Genomic DNA, 15,692 nt, shown 5'->3' on the forward strand with positions numbered 1-15,692 from the left:
CTGCATCTATTTGTATTCATTGGCGCGCTGGCGGCAGCCGGGGCGTTGGTCGTGAGCATTGTGCTGATGCTGCGCTTCCCGCCCTTGATGATCGCCGTGGGGTCGGCATGCTGGCTCCTGAACTGTTTGCTCAAACTGCAACGCAAAATACTGACCAAGAGAGCCCAACGAAAAACTCCGCCTCACAATAGTGATCCATGCCAAGCGTGCAAAGCTCATTAAGCCAGATCAGCGATTACCTCATGAAGAAGATCGCCACGCATACACTCCAAAACCGCAATATGACGTAGGCAGCGTTCTTCTTTGCCTAGCTGCTCTCGCTTCCATACGATGTCGTCCTCAATCAGTAATCGAACCGAATCAGCGTCCGGCTGCCAACCATAGCTTTTGTCTCGCGCTGACTTTGCGACAAGCACAGAAATCCCCCTGTCCAAAACGCCATTAACTGAATTTGTCCATCGACTGTCCAAATCCAGTGTCGCTACAAGCGTTTCGGCTCGGCGAGGGACAGTCGGATCTGTAATATTGATTTTTACTTGGCGAGAATTGGCTGGAGATATAACTGCAGTCACCACAACCGATGGTGCACCTGGCCTTAGCATCGGGTGATAAGTGCCATTCAAACCTGAAGCATCTGCCTCCCCCATAGGAGCCCTAGCAAGTTTCCAAGTAGAGTTACACCCCTTGCATGCAGAGAAAAGATTAGCAGGGTGAATAGCTAAGTGAGGCCATTGAGACTTTGGGAAGAAGTGGTCGCAATCATTGGCTTCATGTTTGCTACCCAACTCGCCCAACGGCCCATCGCAGTAGCCACAGACATCTGGAGACTGTGAGCGGAACGCTCTCATCAGAGTAGCTCGATCGATCCGGCCATTCGTCAGCGCGAACGGCGCTGGGTCGAAACCACTACTGGCTAACCAGTCATAGTACGGAATAGCTATACCCTTGATGCCATCTAACCACTCCGGAAATAGGCGTGGGAAGCGGAGCTCTGTCCCGGTGAGATTCCACTGAGTGTGGAACTGTACATCGTGGGTAATTGCGTCGGCTACCGAAGCGGCTTGAGCAGAGTCCGACTGTGCCTGAGTGGCCAGCATCATGACTGCGCGTCCAAATATCGTGCGTTTTTTGGGGCTACCAATCCTGGCCCAAAACCACTTACCGAGCGCCGGTCCAAACTGCTTTACCAAAAGAGTGTTGTCATCTAGCCCCAGAGGAGGCGTGCGCAGCAACCAATCAAGCAAGCGTAATTTGGCTGAATACACCCGTCCTAAATTTTGCGATAAGTCGGTGGGTAAGCGCCTTTCATGAAGCATGAAAGGCTCCTTCCAGTGAACGACGCCACGCTCGTTTAAGCTCAACCTGGAAATAACCAGGGCCCGTCTGGCGAATGAATGACTCGAGCAGCGCCTTCATGGTTAGAGGCTTCACTACATCGAAATACAAAGCAAAGCGTTCAAAGCTTTCTAGACAATCGATCACGTAGCTACGGGTAAGACCGCTCTCAGTTTGCTGCGCTAACTGTAGGATGCGACTTATGAGGTCATCGTCCCATGCTCCATTGTTGCGCCAGCACTGTTCGACTTCAGTGCCAAAATGCGCAGTCGCAATGAGTACTTCGAGCAAGCGGCTTGCTCTCCTGCCTACCGTATCCTGCGCTCCAAAAATATCCCGTAACGGGTGATCTCCGGTTGCACCAAATGTGTATGTTTGGGCATCCAATTTACGAAGACCGGACTCGCTGGGGCCAGAATCGTCCTCGGTAGTCGTCCGCTCTAGTACGATCAATTCATCTTTGAGCGCATCGGTAAGCATCAAGGCGGCATGGGTTGCAATCAGGACGTCGGCAGATGTGTGTGCCAAGGCATCATCAACCACTGAGACCACGTCTCGCTTCCACAGATCATTGAAGTGGGTTTCGGGTTCATCCAGCAGCAATAGGGAGTCCTGACGTCCGCTCAACAAATGCAGCAGAGCCATTCTGCTCATAAACATCTGCTCCCCGTCTGACAGCTCTTCGTAGCGCATTACGCCAATGTCACGTTTAGCAGAATCGGGCGCATCGACTGGTATGGCATGTCGACGCAACCGCAGCAGTACGTCGTCAAATAGTCCCTTCTGGCTCAGCTCCAAAAGCCGGGTAAATAGGTCAAAGCTGCTGGCATCCCTGGCTCCGCCTAGCAAGACCCACAAGGCTTCGCCTTGGCTACGGCAATTTTCCAGTTCATCACGGGCGGACGATAAGAATGATTGCCCCTGACCGTCGAATGGCCCTTTTAAGTCAAACCACACAGTGCGACTTAACTCCACAGGGTGAGGCTCGGCAATCACCTCACTTGCGCAAAGCCACCAATCGTGAGCAGTTTCGCAAAGCTTCTGATCCCATTGAGCCGGTTGCAGGCGCGAGCAGAACGCGACCGAAACTAGATGATGCCAACCGCCAAGCTTCAGCAGCTCTTGCACCGAGTTCTTGTTGTCGTCACGGCTGCGCAGTTTGGTCATCGTGGCATCAACGTCCGAGCGCGATGGATAGTTTGTCGCTTCACCAAACGCCTGGGGCAACGTCACCGCCAGCAGCGCACACTTCAAAAGCGTGGCGTCCAATAGTACGGGACGGCGGAAAAGGTCAGACACAGTGGTGTCTGGGCCCATGGCCTGCCGAGGACTATCAGTATCGTTTTGCCGTACCGCTTGCAAGGCGCTTTCCTGAGCAGCGGTCCAGCCTGCCGGGCGTTCGTCGCTTTGCGTGCTGTCGTCGCCTTCCAGAAAACCATCAGCGCTCTGGTTACGGTTCCACACAGAGCGCCACGGACGCAGGTCGCCGCTGGTGTAGGCCAACACGGCCGACGGCAATGCGATCTGTGGCGGTGAGCTGTCGCGCAGCGGCCAGGTGCCAGGCTCAATGAGCGCCGAGAAACCTGGGAGCGCCGGCATACCCATGAGGTTCAGGTGTTCGATGCAGGTATCGAACACCTCTTGTTCGTTCTTATCGTCAAAAGCAAAGCGCTCGTGCAGCCATAAACTGGCTTGCTGACGGTTGCCCGGGCAGTGCAGCAGCAAGGTACGGTGATTTGTGGAACCGCGCACGCCCAATTCGTAAATCAGACTGACCGGAAATGCCGGCACCCGCAGATCGGCTAGAGCCAGGAACACCTCGGCCACAGCACGTAGAAGATTCGATTTTCCGCTGCCGTTTACACCCACTACAAAACGGATGGCGCATTCACGCGCAAGCGGTGATCCGCTGGCGAAACACACTTTAATATCTGAGATCGGCGGGTAGTTCTGCAGGTGCAGGTATCGCAGGCGCATTACACGACCTCCAGATCGACTTGCCACACCTCTGCCTTGAGACTACGGGCGATGTCCTCTTTGAGATCATCTAGCGAGGAGTAATGTTGACCCTGATCTACTAGGTGGATGAAATCCTTGTCTTCCTCGTCTACGACCGTCATCACCTGGAACATCCCGCTCGCACCAGCATGCTCAGAAGTCTCGTAATCCAGCTGGATCTCAAAGTAATAGCGCTGCTGATCAACTCCGAGCGACAACGCTTTCCGCAATGCCTGCACATCGACCATGCGCGTGAACTCTTCCGGGCGCAAGGGACGAAAGGCTTTGAGGTAATCGCACTCTCCACTGTCCGGGTCATGCTTGGGTAAAGTGATTTTGGCGACCAGCCCTAGCGCTGCTAGTTGGCTCAAGGAGCGGCGAATGCGATTGCCGTGAAATTGGCCAAAGGCTTGCAGGCGCTCAGCCACGGCTGAGTCGTCGCAGAAGCGGGAAAATACTTCAGGATCTTCCACGAATAAGGGCTGTCCGCTTTGCTGGCAATACTCGATGAATGCCGTCAGCACCTGGCGCTGAAACTCACTGAGGTCGGCAAGGAGTCTATGGCGCGCAGGGGGCACACTGATATCTGCTTGTTTAGTTAAGCTGGGTTTGGCGGCGCTATTCTGGGAAACCTTTGCTCCGTGTTTGCGTAGTAGCGCATCACGAACCCTGCCAGCCTCGACTATTTCGTCCGTGTGAAGTGCTCGCCATTGGGCAGTCAACTCTCCAATCAAGGCTCTCTGAGTAATGATCTCCTGCAATTCAGAATACAACTCCAACTTGCTAAGCATCTGTGCTCGCAGTAGCTCAATTTCACGCACGAACTTAGCGAACGCCTCTTGAAGCAGCAATGGTGGAAGCGGCACTGTTATTCGCCCCAAGCCTGTTGGGCTAACGTTCGCCATGCTGACAGCCTGTTTGGCTGAATTCAAAAGACGATATTTCCCGTAGGCACTGTTTAAAGTCGCCCAGAGGTATTCCGGCAGCATTTCTGGCTTTAAGCGAAAGCGTACGAGGTAAGAAGCAAAGCTGTATGTGCCGGTAACAGGGCGCCAAACAGCACATTTACCGACCAGCTCCTTGGAGTTCGTCCGGTTGAACAGCAGGTCTCCATCTCGCAACTCGGTAGAACTGATGTCTTTTTTCGACAGACTGGCGTACTTGAGGTTTGACAGGTCTATCCAGCCACTGGTGGTGATGCTATTCATACGCAACACCGCGTGCGTTCCAGTCTCACCCATGGCTTCGGATACTCCGTACTGGGAGTCCGCCACGTAGTCGCTAATTCGAACGGGATCAATCAAACCATCAGCAGTGAACCATTTACCAAAGTACTCCCAGTAAGCAGTCCGAATTAGGTGATCAAATTGATCGCTGATGGATTTCTTGGCCTTAGCCACTACCTCCGTCTGCCGCAGCACATCGACGATTCGCTGTTGCTCGGGGAGTGTAGGAAGCGGGATCTTCACTCGAGAGAGGAAGTCAGGCGGTACCCGCTGCAAGCCTCCTGTTCCCACAAACGCAGCTGCTGCCCGATCACGAAAGGCTTTCTGCCGAATAAAACTGAAAACATATTCAGGAAGTACAACCCCGGTCGGGCGCAGTACATGAAACTCTGTGGACCCAAAGCCCAATCCATTTTCAAGATCGCGTGCGACCGCGGCTTTCCCGTTTTCCATACAAGGCGTAACTTTCGCGAATAGCACGTCACGCTCACGAAAACTCGTATAACCCTTGGCAACCTCTGTAAACGAACGGGTTTCTGGCTTGCTGATAACGCCGCTATCTTCATCGACAGCGGACATAGGTACAAAAGTGACGGTGGTGCCGTCATTGGGTCGATCTTCGGCAAGTAGCCGAGGGTTGAGCTCGCAAATATCTGTTAGTCGAGCTTGCTCCCACGTTTCAGGCAAACTCATTCCCGCCCCTCCACCATCGCTAGCAACTTGTCCAAGCCATTGATGATGTCTTGCTCGGTGGTTTTGAGTGTGCCGATTAACTCAGCCACACTCTTGTCGCTCTTAAGTTGGGTGAAATCAAAAGGCTTGTACTGCCCAGCGGACAGGTTCCACTCGCGCGCCTCAATACAGTCCGGGTCGAGCAAGCCATCCTTGAGTGCGCCCTTATCGTCGTAAAGCCCATCGGCCAACATTGCTTGCACGTAGCTCGGGCGCACCCAGCCATCGGCATCGTGTGAGCCGATGAGCTGACCATCTTCACTCTGCCATTCGTCGTTGCGCGCCCAGTCACGCACAGACACCACCCAATGCTTGGCCGCGCTGAGCTCAGTGGCCTGATCAATAGCCAAGCTGCGCAGGGTGACGTCGAAGCCGTCGAGTTTGGCGACTTCGCGGGCCGTTTCAGTCAGCTTTTCTCCGATGTCATGTACCGTCATGGCCTTGGGCGGCTGATTGCCTCGCAATAGGCCCAGTACATAGACGTCGCGTTGAACCTCAGCGAGTGCTGTCTTAACTAAGTCTTTCCAGATCGAGAGCGCTGGAGAGTCTTCTTTTTCGAAAAATGCCTCCATCTCACGGGCCAATTTCTTGAATTGCGCCTCAAAGGGCTTAGCTGCTTTTTTCCAAGCATCTATGAGTTCGGAATCGGTGATTTCTTCGACAAGGCGTGCGCTAATCGTGGCATTCCAGGCCTTTTGTGCAGCTGGGGTAAGTGCCTGTAGTGCCAATTCAATCAACACACTCCCAGAGGCTGACCGCACCTTCTCTTCAGCCTCTTTGGGATTGGCAGGAAGCTCGGGAAACAGCTCGCGTATACCCCACACCTGACCGTCCCACATGCTGGTGTCGGCTAAGGCTGAAAATGCCTCACCAGCAGGCGTAAGCTTGTCGGCGGTATCGCGCAGCAGGGCCTGACGCCACCGCTCAGTGTAAAAGCGGGGTTGCAACAGCGTTTTCTCATTGAGCTGCGCGCCTGAGCGTCCTTGCGAAATCCAGGCTTTGAACTTTTCAAGCGCATCCCACAGGTCGTTCTGTTGGCCAGGACGGGCACTACGCTTGGCATCTTTGGAGTAGCCGTCTTCCTCCACTTCATAAAACCAGACGTGTTCACTGAGTGGTGTGGCGTTGCTGGGCAAGGTTTGTTTGTTGTCACGGCGTGTGACTTTTCTGAAAATCAAGATGGAGGTCTTAACACCGGTATAGGGCTGAAAGACCCCACCTGGAAGAGAGATGACGCCCTCCACCACGTGCTCGGCAAGGAGCTCTCGGCGCAGGCGCACGTGAGCATCGGTATTACCGAACAGGACGCCCTCAGGAATGATCACTGCGCACCGGCCACCAATATCCAGCAAGTCGAGCATCAACCATAAAAAGAGAAGTTCGCTTTTATTGGTGATCGTGTCCCCTTTTTTCTTGCCGTGTCCCGTCCTGAATAAGGTTTACACCTTCTGCCCGAGAATCTGGAGAACTCAATGGAGCAAGGTGCTAAACGTACGCAGCGTGATTACTCGCTGACTTTTAAATTGTCGGTGGTCGATCAGATCGAAAAAGGCGAGCTGACCTATAAACAGGCTCAGGACCGGTATGGCATTCAGGGCAAGTCCACTGTTTTGGTATGGTTGCGTAAGCATGGTCGGCAGGATTGGAGTCAGGGGGCCTCGATTCGAGCCGGCAGGAGCCAGATCGTGACCGATCCCAAAGACCTGACGCCCGAGCAACGCATCAAGGATCTGGAGCAGCAACTGCAGTTCATGAGCCAGAAGGCACAGTTCTTTGAAGCTGTGGTCGACGTGCTGAAGAAGGATTACGGTGTTTCGATCGTAAAAAAGCGACCCGGCAAGTCATCTCGCAAGGGCAAGCCCAAGGGCTGAGCATCGTCAGGGCTTGCCAGTTTCTATCCATCAGTCGCCAGGCTTATTACAAGCACAACCGTGTTGCTGATCAGCGCGCTATACAGAATGAGCTGATCGCGTGTTATGTCCAGCGGTTAAGGCTTCGCCAGCCAAGGATCGGCACGCGCAAGTTACATTACCTTCTGCACCGCCAACCCAATGACAGCCTGAAGGTCGGGCGCGACCGGCTATTCAAGATATTGGCCGAACACCGCCTGCTGGTACTGCCCAAGCGCGCGTATCACAAGACCACGCAGAGCTTTCATCGTTTTTATCGGCATCCGAACCTGCTCAAGTCTGGAGCTGATCAGATTACGGCGACAGCGCCCGACCATGTTTGGGTGGCGGATATCACCTATCTGCCGGCCCGAGGCGGCCCGCTGTATCTGAGCTTGGTCACGGATGCGTACTCCCGAAAGATCGTCGGCCATCACGTCCATGAAGGCTTGCATGCAGAGTCCGTGGCGGTTGCCTTCAGGCGAGCACTAAAAAGACGCCAGGGTAACCAGGTACTCGTCCATCATTCTGATCGCGGAATCCAGTATTGCTCAGCGCTCTACCAGGCACTGCACAAATACCACGGTGTGCAGTGTTCGATGACCGATGGCTACGACTGCTATCAGAACGCGCTTGCGGAGCGGGTCAATGGAATTCTGAAGAACGAACTGCTGCTACGCAGCCCCAATGATCTAGAACAGGCCAGATCAATGGTTAGCGAGGCGGTCAGGATCTACAACACGGAGCGGCCGCATCTGGCCCTGAAATACAAAACGCCCGATGCGGTGCATCGGGCATTTTGAGTACCGCAAACCTAGCTGAAACGGTGTAAACCTATTTCAGGACTAGACACCGCCACCGCCGACACGCGGGAAAAGTAAGGTGTCGGGCTCAAGATCGCCGCTGTCGACCGTACCGGTAAAGGGTGGGTTGGCCAATACGAACTGGTAGCTGCCTGGTTCCAACAGCTCCTTGAGCTTGACCTTTCCTTCGCGCTTGCTTAGTGAGTCGCCCTGCAGCAGGTGCGGGTCGTTGACGTCGTGCAGCACCAGGTTCATCCAGCCGATGCGGGCCATGGTACGGTCGTTATCCAAGCCGACGAAATTGGCTCCGTTGTGGATAGCGGCGTATTGCTCAGGTGTTGCCGCAGCGCCATCGGTACGATGTGGAGTGCCGTCCCATTCGAGCACGAGGTTTTCTTGCGCTGAGTATTTGCGCATCAGATGCTGCTGGGTACTGAACAAGAAGCCACCTGTGCCGGCGGCAGGGTCGATGACACGTTGGCCGGGCTCGGGGTCGAGCAACTCGACCATAAACCGGATCAGATGACGTGGGGTGCGGAACTGGCCATTCTTACCCGCCGTAGCGACTTCGCTGAGCAGGTACTCAAAAGTGTCACCCATGATGTCTTGGGCAGCAGAACCCTCACCAGCACGGGCGAAGAGCTGGTCGATAGCGTCAATAGCATCCGACAACACCTTGCCTTTATTAGGATCGAGCTGAAAGTAAGCATCAGCCATGCGGTTATTCAAGCTGGCCAGCTCGGTGCCGTCAGCGCTAGTGTTGCTGAAATGCTTTTCGAGCTCGCGGAGCCAGGGAAACACTACGTCGATTAAGTGACTCGGATTGGTTTTCTCATGGCGGATATAGCTCCACCTACAAGATTCAAACTCAGTATAAATTGACCGGAAACCACGCTGTAGCCGCTTGAAATCTATGTCTTCCAGTCGCTTAAGAAAGAGTAGATAGGTGATCTGCTCGACTGCCACCAAGGGGTTGGTGAGGCCGGCAGCCCAGAAGCGGTTCCAGAGTTCGTCGACTTTTTTCTTGATATGAGGGGCAAGCATTCAGCAGTGTCCTTGATGGATCAGGCAGTCTCATCCAATAAGTTGTTGGTGAGGCTGATGAGTTCGTCGATGTCTTGCGACGGAAATAGCGTTTCCACGCGCCCTACACGCGACAGCGGAGGTTCGTTGAGTGCAGCGCGGGTAATGCGCCCGTGGCGCAGCACAGCAGCCTTTACGGCCCGCAGGAAGTTGAGTTGGTTGGCACGCAAATAGCCGTGTGCGGCAATGAACGCATCGAACGCGGCATTGATGCGCTGCTCACGGTTAGGCAGGCGTGTGCCTTCGCAAAGTATGTGACGCAGGACTTCGGTCAGCGATGCGGCGGGGGCTTCAAAGGCTTTGCGCAAAGTGTCCTCGGTGACAAATAGATCGGCCTGGTTCAGCGTGTTGCTGATTCGTTCCAGCTCGTCGTCACCTACATGCTCGCCTTGCTTGAGCTTAGCCAACTCAGGAAGCTGGTTAGCCAGTCGGTGCACCAGTGCCTCTACCTGCTCGCGATAGCTTTCTGCAAAAGCACCTTCACCCGTGGGGCCGTAGATGATCCAACTGCGCTGTGTGATGCTGTCAGGCAGGTTGATTTCAACCGTGCGGCTGGGTGTTGTGGTGCGGTAGCGCATCAGCGGGGCGAATACGGTTTGTAGTGTGATCAAACGCGCCATATCCAAGTGCTGCCAAAAGCCGGCCGACTGAACCCAGGCACGTTGTTCAGCTACACGCTGCACCTGAGGGATGTTTTCGGCCAGACTTTCAATCGCCTCGTGAATGCGCTCACGCACTTTGGCCTGTTCGCCTGCGTCACCTTTAAGCCAAGCCACTGAGAGACGCTCGCACCAAATGCGAAATTGAAGTTCATCCAGGCCAGCCAGTGGGGCTAGTCGCATCAGGGGGGCGATGGCTTGCGACAGGAGTTCAATTGCGCTTTGACTGGGCTTTGGCCATTGCGCTGCCAGCGCGTCGAGCTCGTCCCAGTGCGGACGTACATTGATGCTGTGACGGGGCAATGCCTGCAGCATCGCCTGCAGATCGGCAATGGTGGCTTGTGTATCTTGCTGCTGTGCTTCCAGGAGTTGCCACTTTTCAAGCTGCAGTCGAAACAGGCGAACCGGTAGCGGTTCGCTGGGATGGTCGACCTCGCCGTCGGGTTTGAGCTTGAAATACGCGAAATTTTTCCAGTGATCGATGATCAAGAAATCTTTCTTGATCTCACCGGTGGCCTTGTCGGTATGCAGCCGCGTGCCGCGCCCGATCATCTGCCAGAACTTAACCTTGCTAAACACAGGCTTCGCGAAGACCAAGTTTTGGATGGCGGGGACGTCTACGCCGGTGTCGAGCATGTCCACCGAAATAGCCACACGCGGCATGGTGCGGTACTTGAAATCATCCAGCGTCGCGTCAGCGCGCTCCATATGGCTATCGATAATTTCAGCCATGCCTTGGCGCTGCAGCTCAGGATACAGACGGTTAAATCCCTCGTAGAGCCGCTTTGCATGGGCGTGGCTAACGGCGAAGATGATGGACTTGTGTGGTAGGCCGCGCACATCTTTGCGGCTCTTATCCATAAACTCTCGCACCATGGCATCGTTGGTGCCTTGGTTGATGAATCCCTTTTCGATGTCACTGCCATCGAAGTTGAGCTCATCAAGCTCAACGCCTTGATCGCGAGCCATTTGTTTCAAGGGCTCGGGTAGTGCGTCACCTTGGATGCCCTGAAGCTGAAAATTGGTTTGTGCATCCAGCACACGGTAGTTGACCAGGTTCTGGTCGGCAATCGCTTGCTCGTAGCTGTAGTAGTAGCTGGGCGCGCCGTCACCGCAATCAAACAGTTCGAAAGTGTTGTGATCGATGTAGTCAGTGGGGGTCGCTGTCAGCCCGAGCTGGATGGCGTCGAAGTGATCGAAGACGGCCTTATATCGTTGGTAAATAGAACGGTGGCTTTCATCGGCCACGATCAGATCGTAGTAACCAACCGACAGGCGCGAATAAACCTGCATCATGCTGGGATAGGTTGAGAACTGAATGCGTGCGCCGGAGGTTTCGCCGGACTCGATGCGAGCCAAACTCTCGTTGGGTAAGTGGGACTTGAACTCCGACATAGCTTGGCGCACTAACTCCCGGCGGTCGGCCAGGAATAGGACTCGCTGCACGCGCTTTGATCGCAGCAAAGTATCAACAAGGGCGATGGTCGTCCGAGTCTTACCTGTGCCTGTAGCCATCACCAGCAAGAATTTGCGCTTAGCCGCATCTACCCCTTCAGTGACACGCCGAATAGCTTCGTTCTGATAGTCGCGGCCTGCGATCGCAGCGCTGATGGTGACTCCGCCCAGCGACTGAGCAAACTGCCGCTGATGGCGCAGTCGCTCTAAGTCGTCTCGCGTGTAGAACCCCGAGATTTTTCGGGGCGCATAGCGCTCACGATCCCAGAATTGAATCTCTTTGCCGTTGGTGAGAAAAATGAAGGGATCGTTACCGAATTTGGCCTTGATTGCGTCTGCGTAGTCAGCGGCCTGACGCTTTCCAGCGAGCTCATCACGCGATGACCGCTTGGCCTCGACTACAGCAATCGGATTGCCATCTGAACCGAGAAGAACGTAGTCAGCAAATTGCTCGGGGCCATAGTTGCCGGCGGGCTCGGCTGTTTTGAGCAAAAATTCTTCGACAAGAGTCCGCCTACCTTGAGACCAGCCAGCATGAGCAAGCTGAGAGTCGATGACCTGAGCTCTTGTTTGCGCTTCATTGCGGCTCGGAGTAGTCATTGCTCATTCCCTGAGTTTTGGTGCTCGTCTGCGCCACCCGCACGCACCCACTCATCGACCTCAGATAGCTGAAACTTCCATAGACGACCAACTTTGTGCGCCGGCAAAGCCTTACGCTCGCGCCAGCGATACACCGTGTCTTTGGCCACCCCCAAGTGAAGGGAAACCTGTTCGGCAGTGACCCAAGGTTCAGTGCTCATTATGGTTACGCTCAAGCTTAAGCAGCCATAGTCGTTTAAAGTCGGCTGAAGTCTATCAGCATGAAGGACACTGCTGTAGTGATTCGCCAGTGAAAAACGGTGAAAAGCGCTGCACCTAGGAGCAGGATTCAGAAGACCAGCTATCGGCCCTCTCAAGGCATCCCCATCAGCAACCACCAAGAGCTGCTGATGCTCGTCGACCAAGAAGAGATAGGTCGCAATGAACTGAAAGCGTAATCACGGAATCAAGAGGCGCTGGAACCGTAAGCAATTCGCCGAGCGCTCAGCTGGCAAGAAGCAGGTCAACGTCCTGCTATCCATAATGTTGATCGCCCGACTCGACTCGCTAGCCAAGCAGCACAGAGTGAAACGCGCTCAAATCATTGAGACCCTGGTGAGCAGTAATTCTGACGCTAGCGTGCCCCTTCATGTCGATTAACGGAGGGGGCGCCGCCAGGGATAATCGGACGAACCTCTAAACTCATATCAGCATGCCGAGCTCGTTTTCAACCAGCCAAGTATTCCAAAAGGTATTCCACCGAGCTTTACACCCAAGATTTTCCTTTTATATTTCAAATATATACCCAGTATTTTCAAATCCCCCCGGCCCACCAAATAAGCCTCTGAAGACCAAAAGGTTTTCAGAGGCTTTTTCTTTTTGCGTGTCCTTCCTGGCACTCCCAGCCTGACCACACACTCACCTCTCCCCATCCAGAAAGGCGATCAATGCCTGCACCCGGGCACTTCTGTCCTTGCGAATGGGCACCAGCAGTTGAATCGGTGCACTGCCGAAGGACCATTGCTCCAGCAAACGCACCAGCGTTCCTCGGGCAATGCCATCGCGGACATCCCATTCGGACCTCAGTAGCAACCCGTGGCCCTGCTCCGCCCACTGGCGGGCGATAACGCCGTCGTTGCATACCAGCGTTGGCTCGATCCTCACGGTTTGGCTGACGCCTGACCGGCGCACATGCCAGAGCGTCGCGTCCTCTTCATTCTCACGGATGCAGATGCAGCGGTGCGCAGCCAGCTCGCCGGGATTTTGCGGGCCGCCGTGGGTATCGAGGTATGCGGGGCTCGCGCAAAGCCATCGTTCATTGGTTGCCAGCGTTCGTGCGACCCATGAGCTATCGCGAACCGCGCCTATGTGGATCACCGCATCGCTGTCATGACGGTCCGGCCAAGGGGTTTCGCGCAGGTCCAGATGCACCTTGAGCGAGGGATGGCGCCGGGCGAACCTGGAAAGCAAGGGAGCCACGAATTTGCGCCCATAGCCGAACGAAGTGGCCAGACGCAGCGTTCCGGTCAGTTGCCCTTGAGGCTCGCGAAACGTTTCACAGAGGCCATCGATTCGCTCGAGAAGCGCGACGCTCTCGGCGGCCAGTCGCTCCCCTTCGGCGGTCAGGCTGAGCCGCTGCGCATCGCGGTTCGCGAGCTTCGCGCCCAGGGCGGCCTCGAGCTTGCGCAGCCGCATCGACAGAGCAGGAGGCGTCACGTTGAGCATTCGTGCCGCGGCGCTCAGCGAGCCAGCTTTCGCCAACGTGGCGGCAAGGCGCATGTCTTCGACGGAGATCATTCAATTTTTCTTAAGGATTGATAAAGCCTGGTTGAACCACAGCTTAATGCAGGGTGAGTACGGTTGCACTTCGGCTCCCTACCCGAAGAAGACCAATGGACGCGTATCGACCCGCCAGGAAAACGTCAGACACCCCGCATGGCTCCCGCCCAACCACAGGCCCTGAACCTCAGGCAGGCTTTTCATGGACATGATCCTCGATTCGCAAACCCTCCTGATACTCGCAACCGTCGCGGTGGCGGCCGGTTTCATCGACACGCTCGCGGGCGGCGGTGGGCTCATCACCATTCCGGCGATGCTGCTCATGCAAGTTCCGCCCGTACAGGCAATCGCGACGAACAAGCTACAAGGCACTTTCGGCACATTGGCGTCGACGCTGACGCTGATGCGCAGGCGACAAGTGACCTGGGACGATATCAAGGCAGCCTGCCTGTCTTCGTTCATGGGCGCCTCCTTGGGCGCTGCGGCCATCCAGTTCGTCGATGCATCGGTGCTGGATCTGTTGATCCCCATCGTGCTCGTGAGCATCGGGCTGTACTTTCTGCTGGCACCAAGCGCAGGTACCGTGGAGCGCAAGCCCAGGATGGGCAGCGGCTTGTACAGGTCCTGCATCGTTCCGCTCATCGGCTTTTACGATGGCTTTTTCGGCCCAGGCACGGGCTCGCTCTTCTCGCTTGCCGAAGTCGCGCTGCGCGGCCGCAATCTCGTACGTGCCACCGCCTCGGCGAAGGGCATGAATCTCGCCAGCAACATGGCCTCGCTGGTGGTATTCATCATTGGCGGCAAGGTGCTGTGGATTCTCGGGGGCACCATGGCCATAGGGCAGGTGATTGGCGCTTATCTGGGCTCACTGGTGCTGATGACGGGAGGCTCCAGGCTGATCAGGCCGCTGATCGTGATCGTTTGCTTCGCCATGGTAGGCCGCTATCTGTATCAGCACCTCTGACGCCCCTCCCCGCCTCGGGCCCAATTCTCATCAGGGGCAGTTCAGGGTTGGCCCAAGGGCCACACGGGCTGATTACGATATTCCAATAACCCAGAACGGTGGCTCGGTTTCCCTGGCCAGGTTCCAGCCTGAAGCAACCACGCATTGGAGGGCCGCTGCGGCAGGCCCCAGCGGACGCCAGTGATGCAGCCCAATACTCATGCGGGACCTGCTTGCCGGTGGTTACCCGCCCCACTCCTTACCTCCGACACCTCTCCCGCATCGCCGCCTTATGCGCGGCCTTCACCAGATCGCAGGCATCTTCGGTAAGCAGGTGGGCGGCTGCGCTGATGTTTTGTACGTCCATGGCGTCAGCATGGGCGATGGTCATGGCGGCGAGGCTGTGCAGCAGGCCGCGAACTGCGCTGAGGCGTTGCTGGGCGCTTTCGTGCAGGTCGATGTAGGAATGGCTGGTGTCGATCAGTAGTACGGGAGTGGTGGTTGGATTGCTGGAGAGTGGGATGAAGTCAGTCATGATGCTGGCCCTCCTTGAATTCAGGATGGCAGCGTGCGGACGGATTGGGGGCGTGGGTGTGCTTCATGGCTTGATGCTCCTTTGTGTGAGGAACCGCCACGACCTGCTGCAAAACAGGATTGGGTGGCGGCTGTACGCAGGTTTGCAGACCGGACACAAAGGAACCCGGCGCGCTCGAAAGCGCCCTGCGCACAGCCACCATAAAGCGAAACAGCGGGCACAAAAAAACGCCTGCTGTCGAACGGTGGCGCCTGTGCGCCTTTGTGTGATCGGGCTGCAAAACCCGGTCGCTGGATTTACAGCGACGCGCGCAGGGTAGCGTGGGGAATGCTCGAGGGCAAGCCAGCGCCCTCCGCGTAAAGGTTGCAATATGGATAGGAAACCGGCGCGCTGAACCAGACGCATCGGCAGTAGTTGGTAAAAGACATAAATGAAAATTCCGGCTCGCTTGCCGGCTTTGGGAGTTGCTGTCTTTGCGGCAATCAGCCTGCCCCTCATACTGCTTTCATGCCAATCCGTCAGTGCGAAAGAGGCCGATCTTTTCACGTACCGTCCTGTCAGCCGCAAACAAATCCGCCCTTTCAACGCCGCACACCGAATAACGAGAGGGCGCGCACAAGCAGCTGAAATTTGTGCCATGCCTGTACGAATCGCTTCTATATTCTGCTGTTATCCG

Annotated in this window: 11 protein-coding genes; 2 read left to right on the forward strand and 9 right to left on the reverse strand. The window is 55.6% G+C overall.

Annotated features, from left to right (window positions below; genetic code table 11):
• Positions 1-218: 218 nt before the first annotated feature.
• The 4 genes from FHR27_RS16310 to FHR27_RS16325 are packed head-to-tail and all read right to left on the reverse strand — an operon-like array spanning position 219 to position 6,688.
• Positions 219-1,316 carry a hypothetical protein gene (locus FHR27_RS16310; protein ID WP_179539070.1) on the reverse strand — a complete coding sequence of 366 codons (1,098 nt, stop codon included), beginning with the start codon at positions 1,314-1,316 and terminating at the stop codon, positions 219-221.
• Positions 1,306-3,312: an AAA family ATPase gene (locus tag FHR27_RS16315; protein ID WP_179539071.1), complete on the reverse strand. Its 2,007-nt coding sequence runs from the start codon at positions 3,310-3,312 to the stop codon at positions 1,306-1,308. The genes FHR27_RS16310 and FHR27_RS16315 overlap by 11 nt, the downstream gene beginning before the upstream one ends.
• The gene (locus FHR27_RS16320) at positions 3,312-5,252 is read right to left on the reverse strand and encodes a restriction endonuclease subunit S (RefSeq protein ID WP_179539072.1); all 1,941 of its coding nucleotides are present in this window, start codon (positions 5,250-5,252) and stop codon (positions 3,312-3,314) included. The genes FHR27_RS16315 and FHR27_RS16320 overlap by 1 nt, the downstream gene beginning before the upstream one ends.
• On the reverse strand, positions 5,249-6,688 hold the full coding sequence (locus FHR27_RS16325; protein ID WP_264650103.1) for an SAM-dependent methyltransferase: 1,440 nt from the start codon (positions 6,686-6,688) through the stop codon (positions 5,249-5,251). The genes FHR27_RS16320 and FHR27_RS16325 overlap by 4 nt, the downstream gene beginning before the upstream one ends.
• Positions 6,689-6,763: 75 nt before the next feature.
• Between FHR27_RS16325 and FHR27_RS16330 the strand changes: the two genes are divergently transcribed.
• Positions 6,764-7,983, forward strand: a protein-coding gene (locus tag FHR27_RS16330; RefSeq protein WP_179537961.1) for an IS3 family transposase whose coding sequence is annotated in 2 segments (ribosomal slippage) — positions 6,764-7,112 and positions 7,112-7,983 — 1,221 coding nt in all. Because the reading frame shifts where the segments join, the coding sequence is not laid out codon by codon here.
• A 42-nt stretch (positions 7,984-8,025) separates the two neighbouring features.
• Here the strand turns inward: FHR27_RS16330 and FHR27_RS16335 are convergent.
• From FHR27_RS16335 to FHR27_RS16350, 4 genes are all read right to left on the reverse strand, one after another.
• A complete protein-coding gene (locus FHR27_RS16335; RefSeq protein WP_257026924.1) occupies positions 8,026-9,027 on the reverse strand; it encodes a type I restriction-modification system subunit M in 1,002 nt (333 codons plus the stop codon).
• Between the two features lie 20 nt (positions 9,028-9,047).
• The gene (locus tag FHR27_RS16340; protein ID WP_179539074.1) at positions 9,048-11,780 is read right to left on the reverse strand and encodes a type I restriction endonuclease subunit R; all 2,733 of its coding nucleotides are present in this window, start codon (positions 11,778-11,780) and stop codon (positions 9,048-9,050) included.
• Entirely contained in the window at positions 11,777-11,980 is a 204-nt protein-coding gene (locus tag FHR27_RS16345) for a helix-turn-helix domain-containing protein (protein WP_057401866.1), read from the reverse strand. The genes FHR27_RS16340 and FHR27_RS16345 overlap by 4 nt, the downstream gene beginning before the upstream one ends.
• A 697-nt stretch (positions 11,981-12,677) precedes the next feature.
• Positions 12,678-13,556: a LysR family transcriptional regulator gene (locus FHR27_RS16350; RefSeq protein ID WP_179539075.1), complete on the reverse strand. Its 879-nt coding sequence runs from the start codon at positions 13,554-13,556 to the stop codon at positions 12,678-12,680.
• A 184-nt stretch (positions 13,557-13,740) separates the two neighbouring features.
• Here FHR27_RS16350 and FHR27_RS16355 point away from each other — a divergent pair, with 184 nt between their 5' ends.
• On the forward strand, positions 13,741-14,502 hold the full coding sequence (locus FHR27_RS16355; protein WP_042552975.1) for a TSUP family transporter: 762 nt from the start codon (positions 13,741-13,743) through the stop codon (positions 14,500-14,502).
• Between the two features lie 238 nt (positions 14,503-14,740).
• Here the strand turns inward: FHR27_RS16355 and FHR27_RS16360 are convergent, their stop codons facing one another.
• Positions 14,741-15,016, reverse strand: coding sequence for a hypothetical protein (locus FHR27_RS16360; RefSeq protein ID WP_179539076.1), 276 nt, complete (start codon positions 15,014-15,016; stop codon positions 14,741-14,743).
• Between the last annotated feature and the right edge of the window lie 676 nt (positions 15,017-15,692).

The sequence above is a fragment of the Pseudomonas flavescens genome (assembly GCF_013408425.1).
Classification (GTDB): Bacteria; Pseudomonadota; Gammaproteobacteria; order Pseudomonadales; family Pseudomonadaceae; genus Aquipseudomonas; species Aquipseudomonas fulva_A.

Bases quoted from the DNA above. Each gene is read 5' to 3' on its own strand.
- FHR27_RS16320 (WP_179539072.1), bottom strand. From the start codon at position 5,252: ATGAGTTTGCCTGAAACGTGGGAGCAAGCTCGACTAACAGATATTTGC.
- FHR27_RS16340 (WP_179539074.1), bottom strand. From the start codon at position 11,780: ATGACTACTCCGAGCCGCAATGAAGCGCAAACAAGAGCTCAGGTCATC.
- FHR27_RS16350 (WP_179539075.1), bottom strand. From the start codon at position 13,556: ATGATCTCCGTCGAAGACATGCGCCTTGCCGCCACGTTGGCGAAAGCT.
- FHR27_RS16335 (WP_257026924.1), bottom strand. From the start codon at position 9,027: ATGCTTGCCCCTCATATCAAGAAAAAAGTCGACGAACTCTGGAACCGC.
- FHR27_RS16345 (WP_057401866.1), bottom strand. From the start codon at position 11,980: ATGAGCACTGAACCTTGGGTCACTGCCGAACAGGTTTCCCTTCACTTG.
- FHR27_RS16315 (WP_179539071.1), bottom strand. From the start codon at position 3,312: ATGCGCCTGCGATACCTGCACCTGCAGAACTACCCGCCGATCTCAGAT.
- FHR27_RS16355 (WP_042552975.1), top strand. From the start codon at position 13,741: ATGGACATGATCCTCGATTCGCAAACCCTCCTGATACTCGCAACCGTC.
- FHR27_RS16310 (WP_179539070.1), bottom strand. From the start codon at position 1,316: ATGCTTCATGAAAGGCGCTTACCCACCGACTTATCGCAAAATTTAGGA.
- FHR27_RS16360 (WP_179539076.1), bottom strand. From the start codon at position 15,016: ATGACTGACTTCATCCCACTCTCCAGCAATCCAACCACCACTCCCGTA.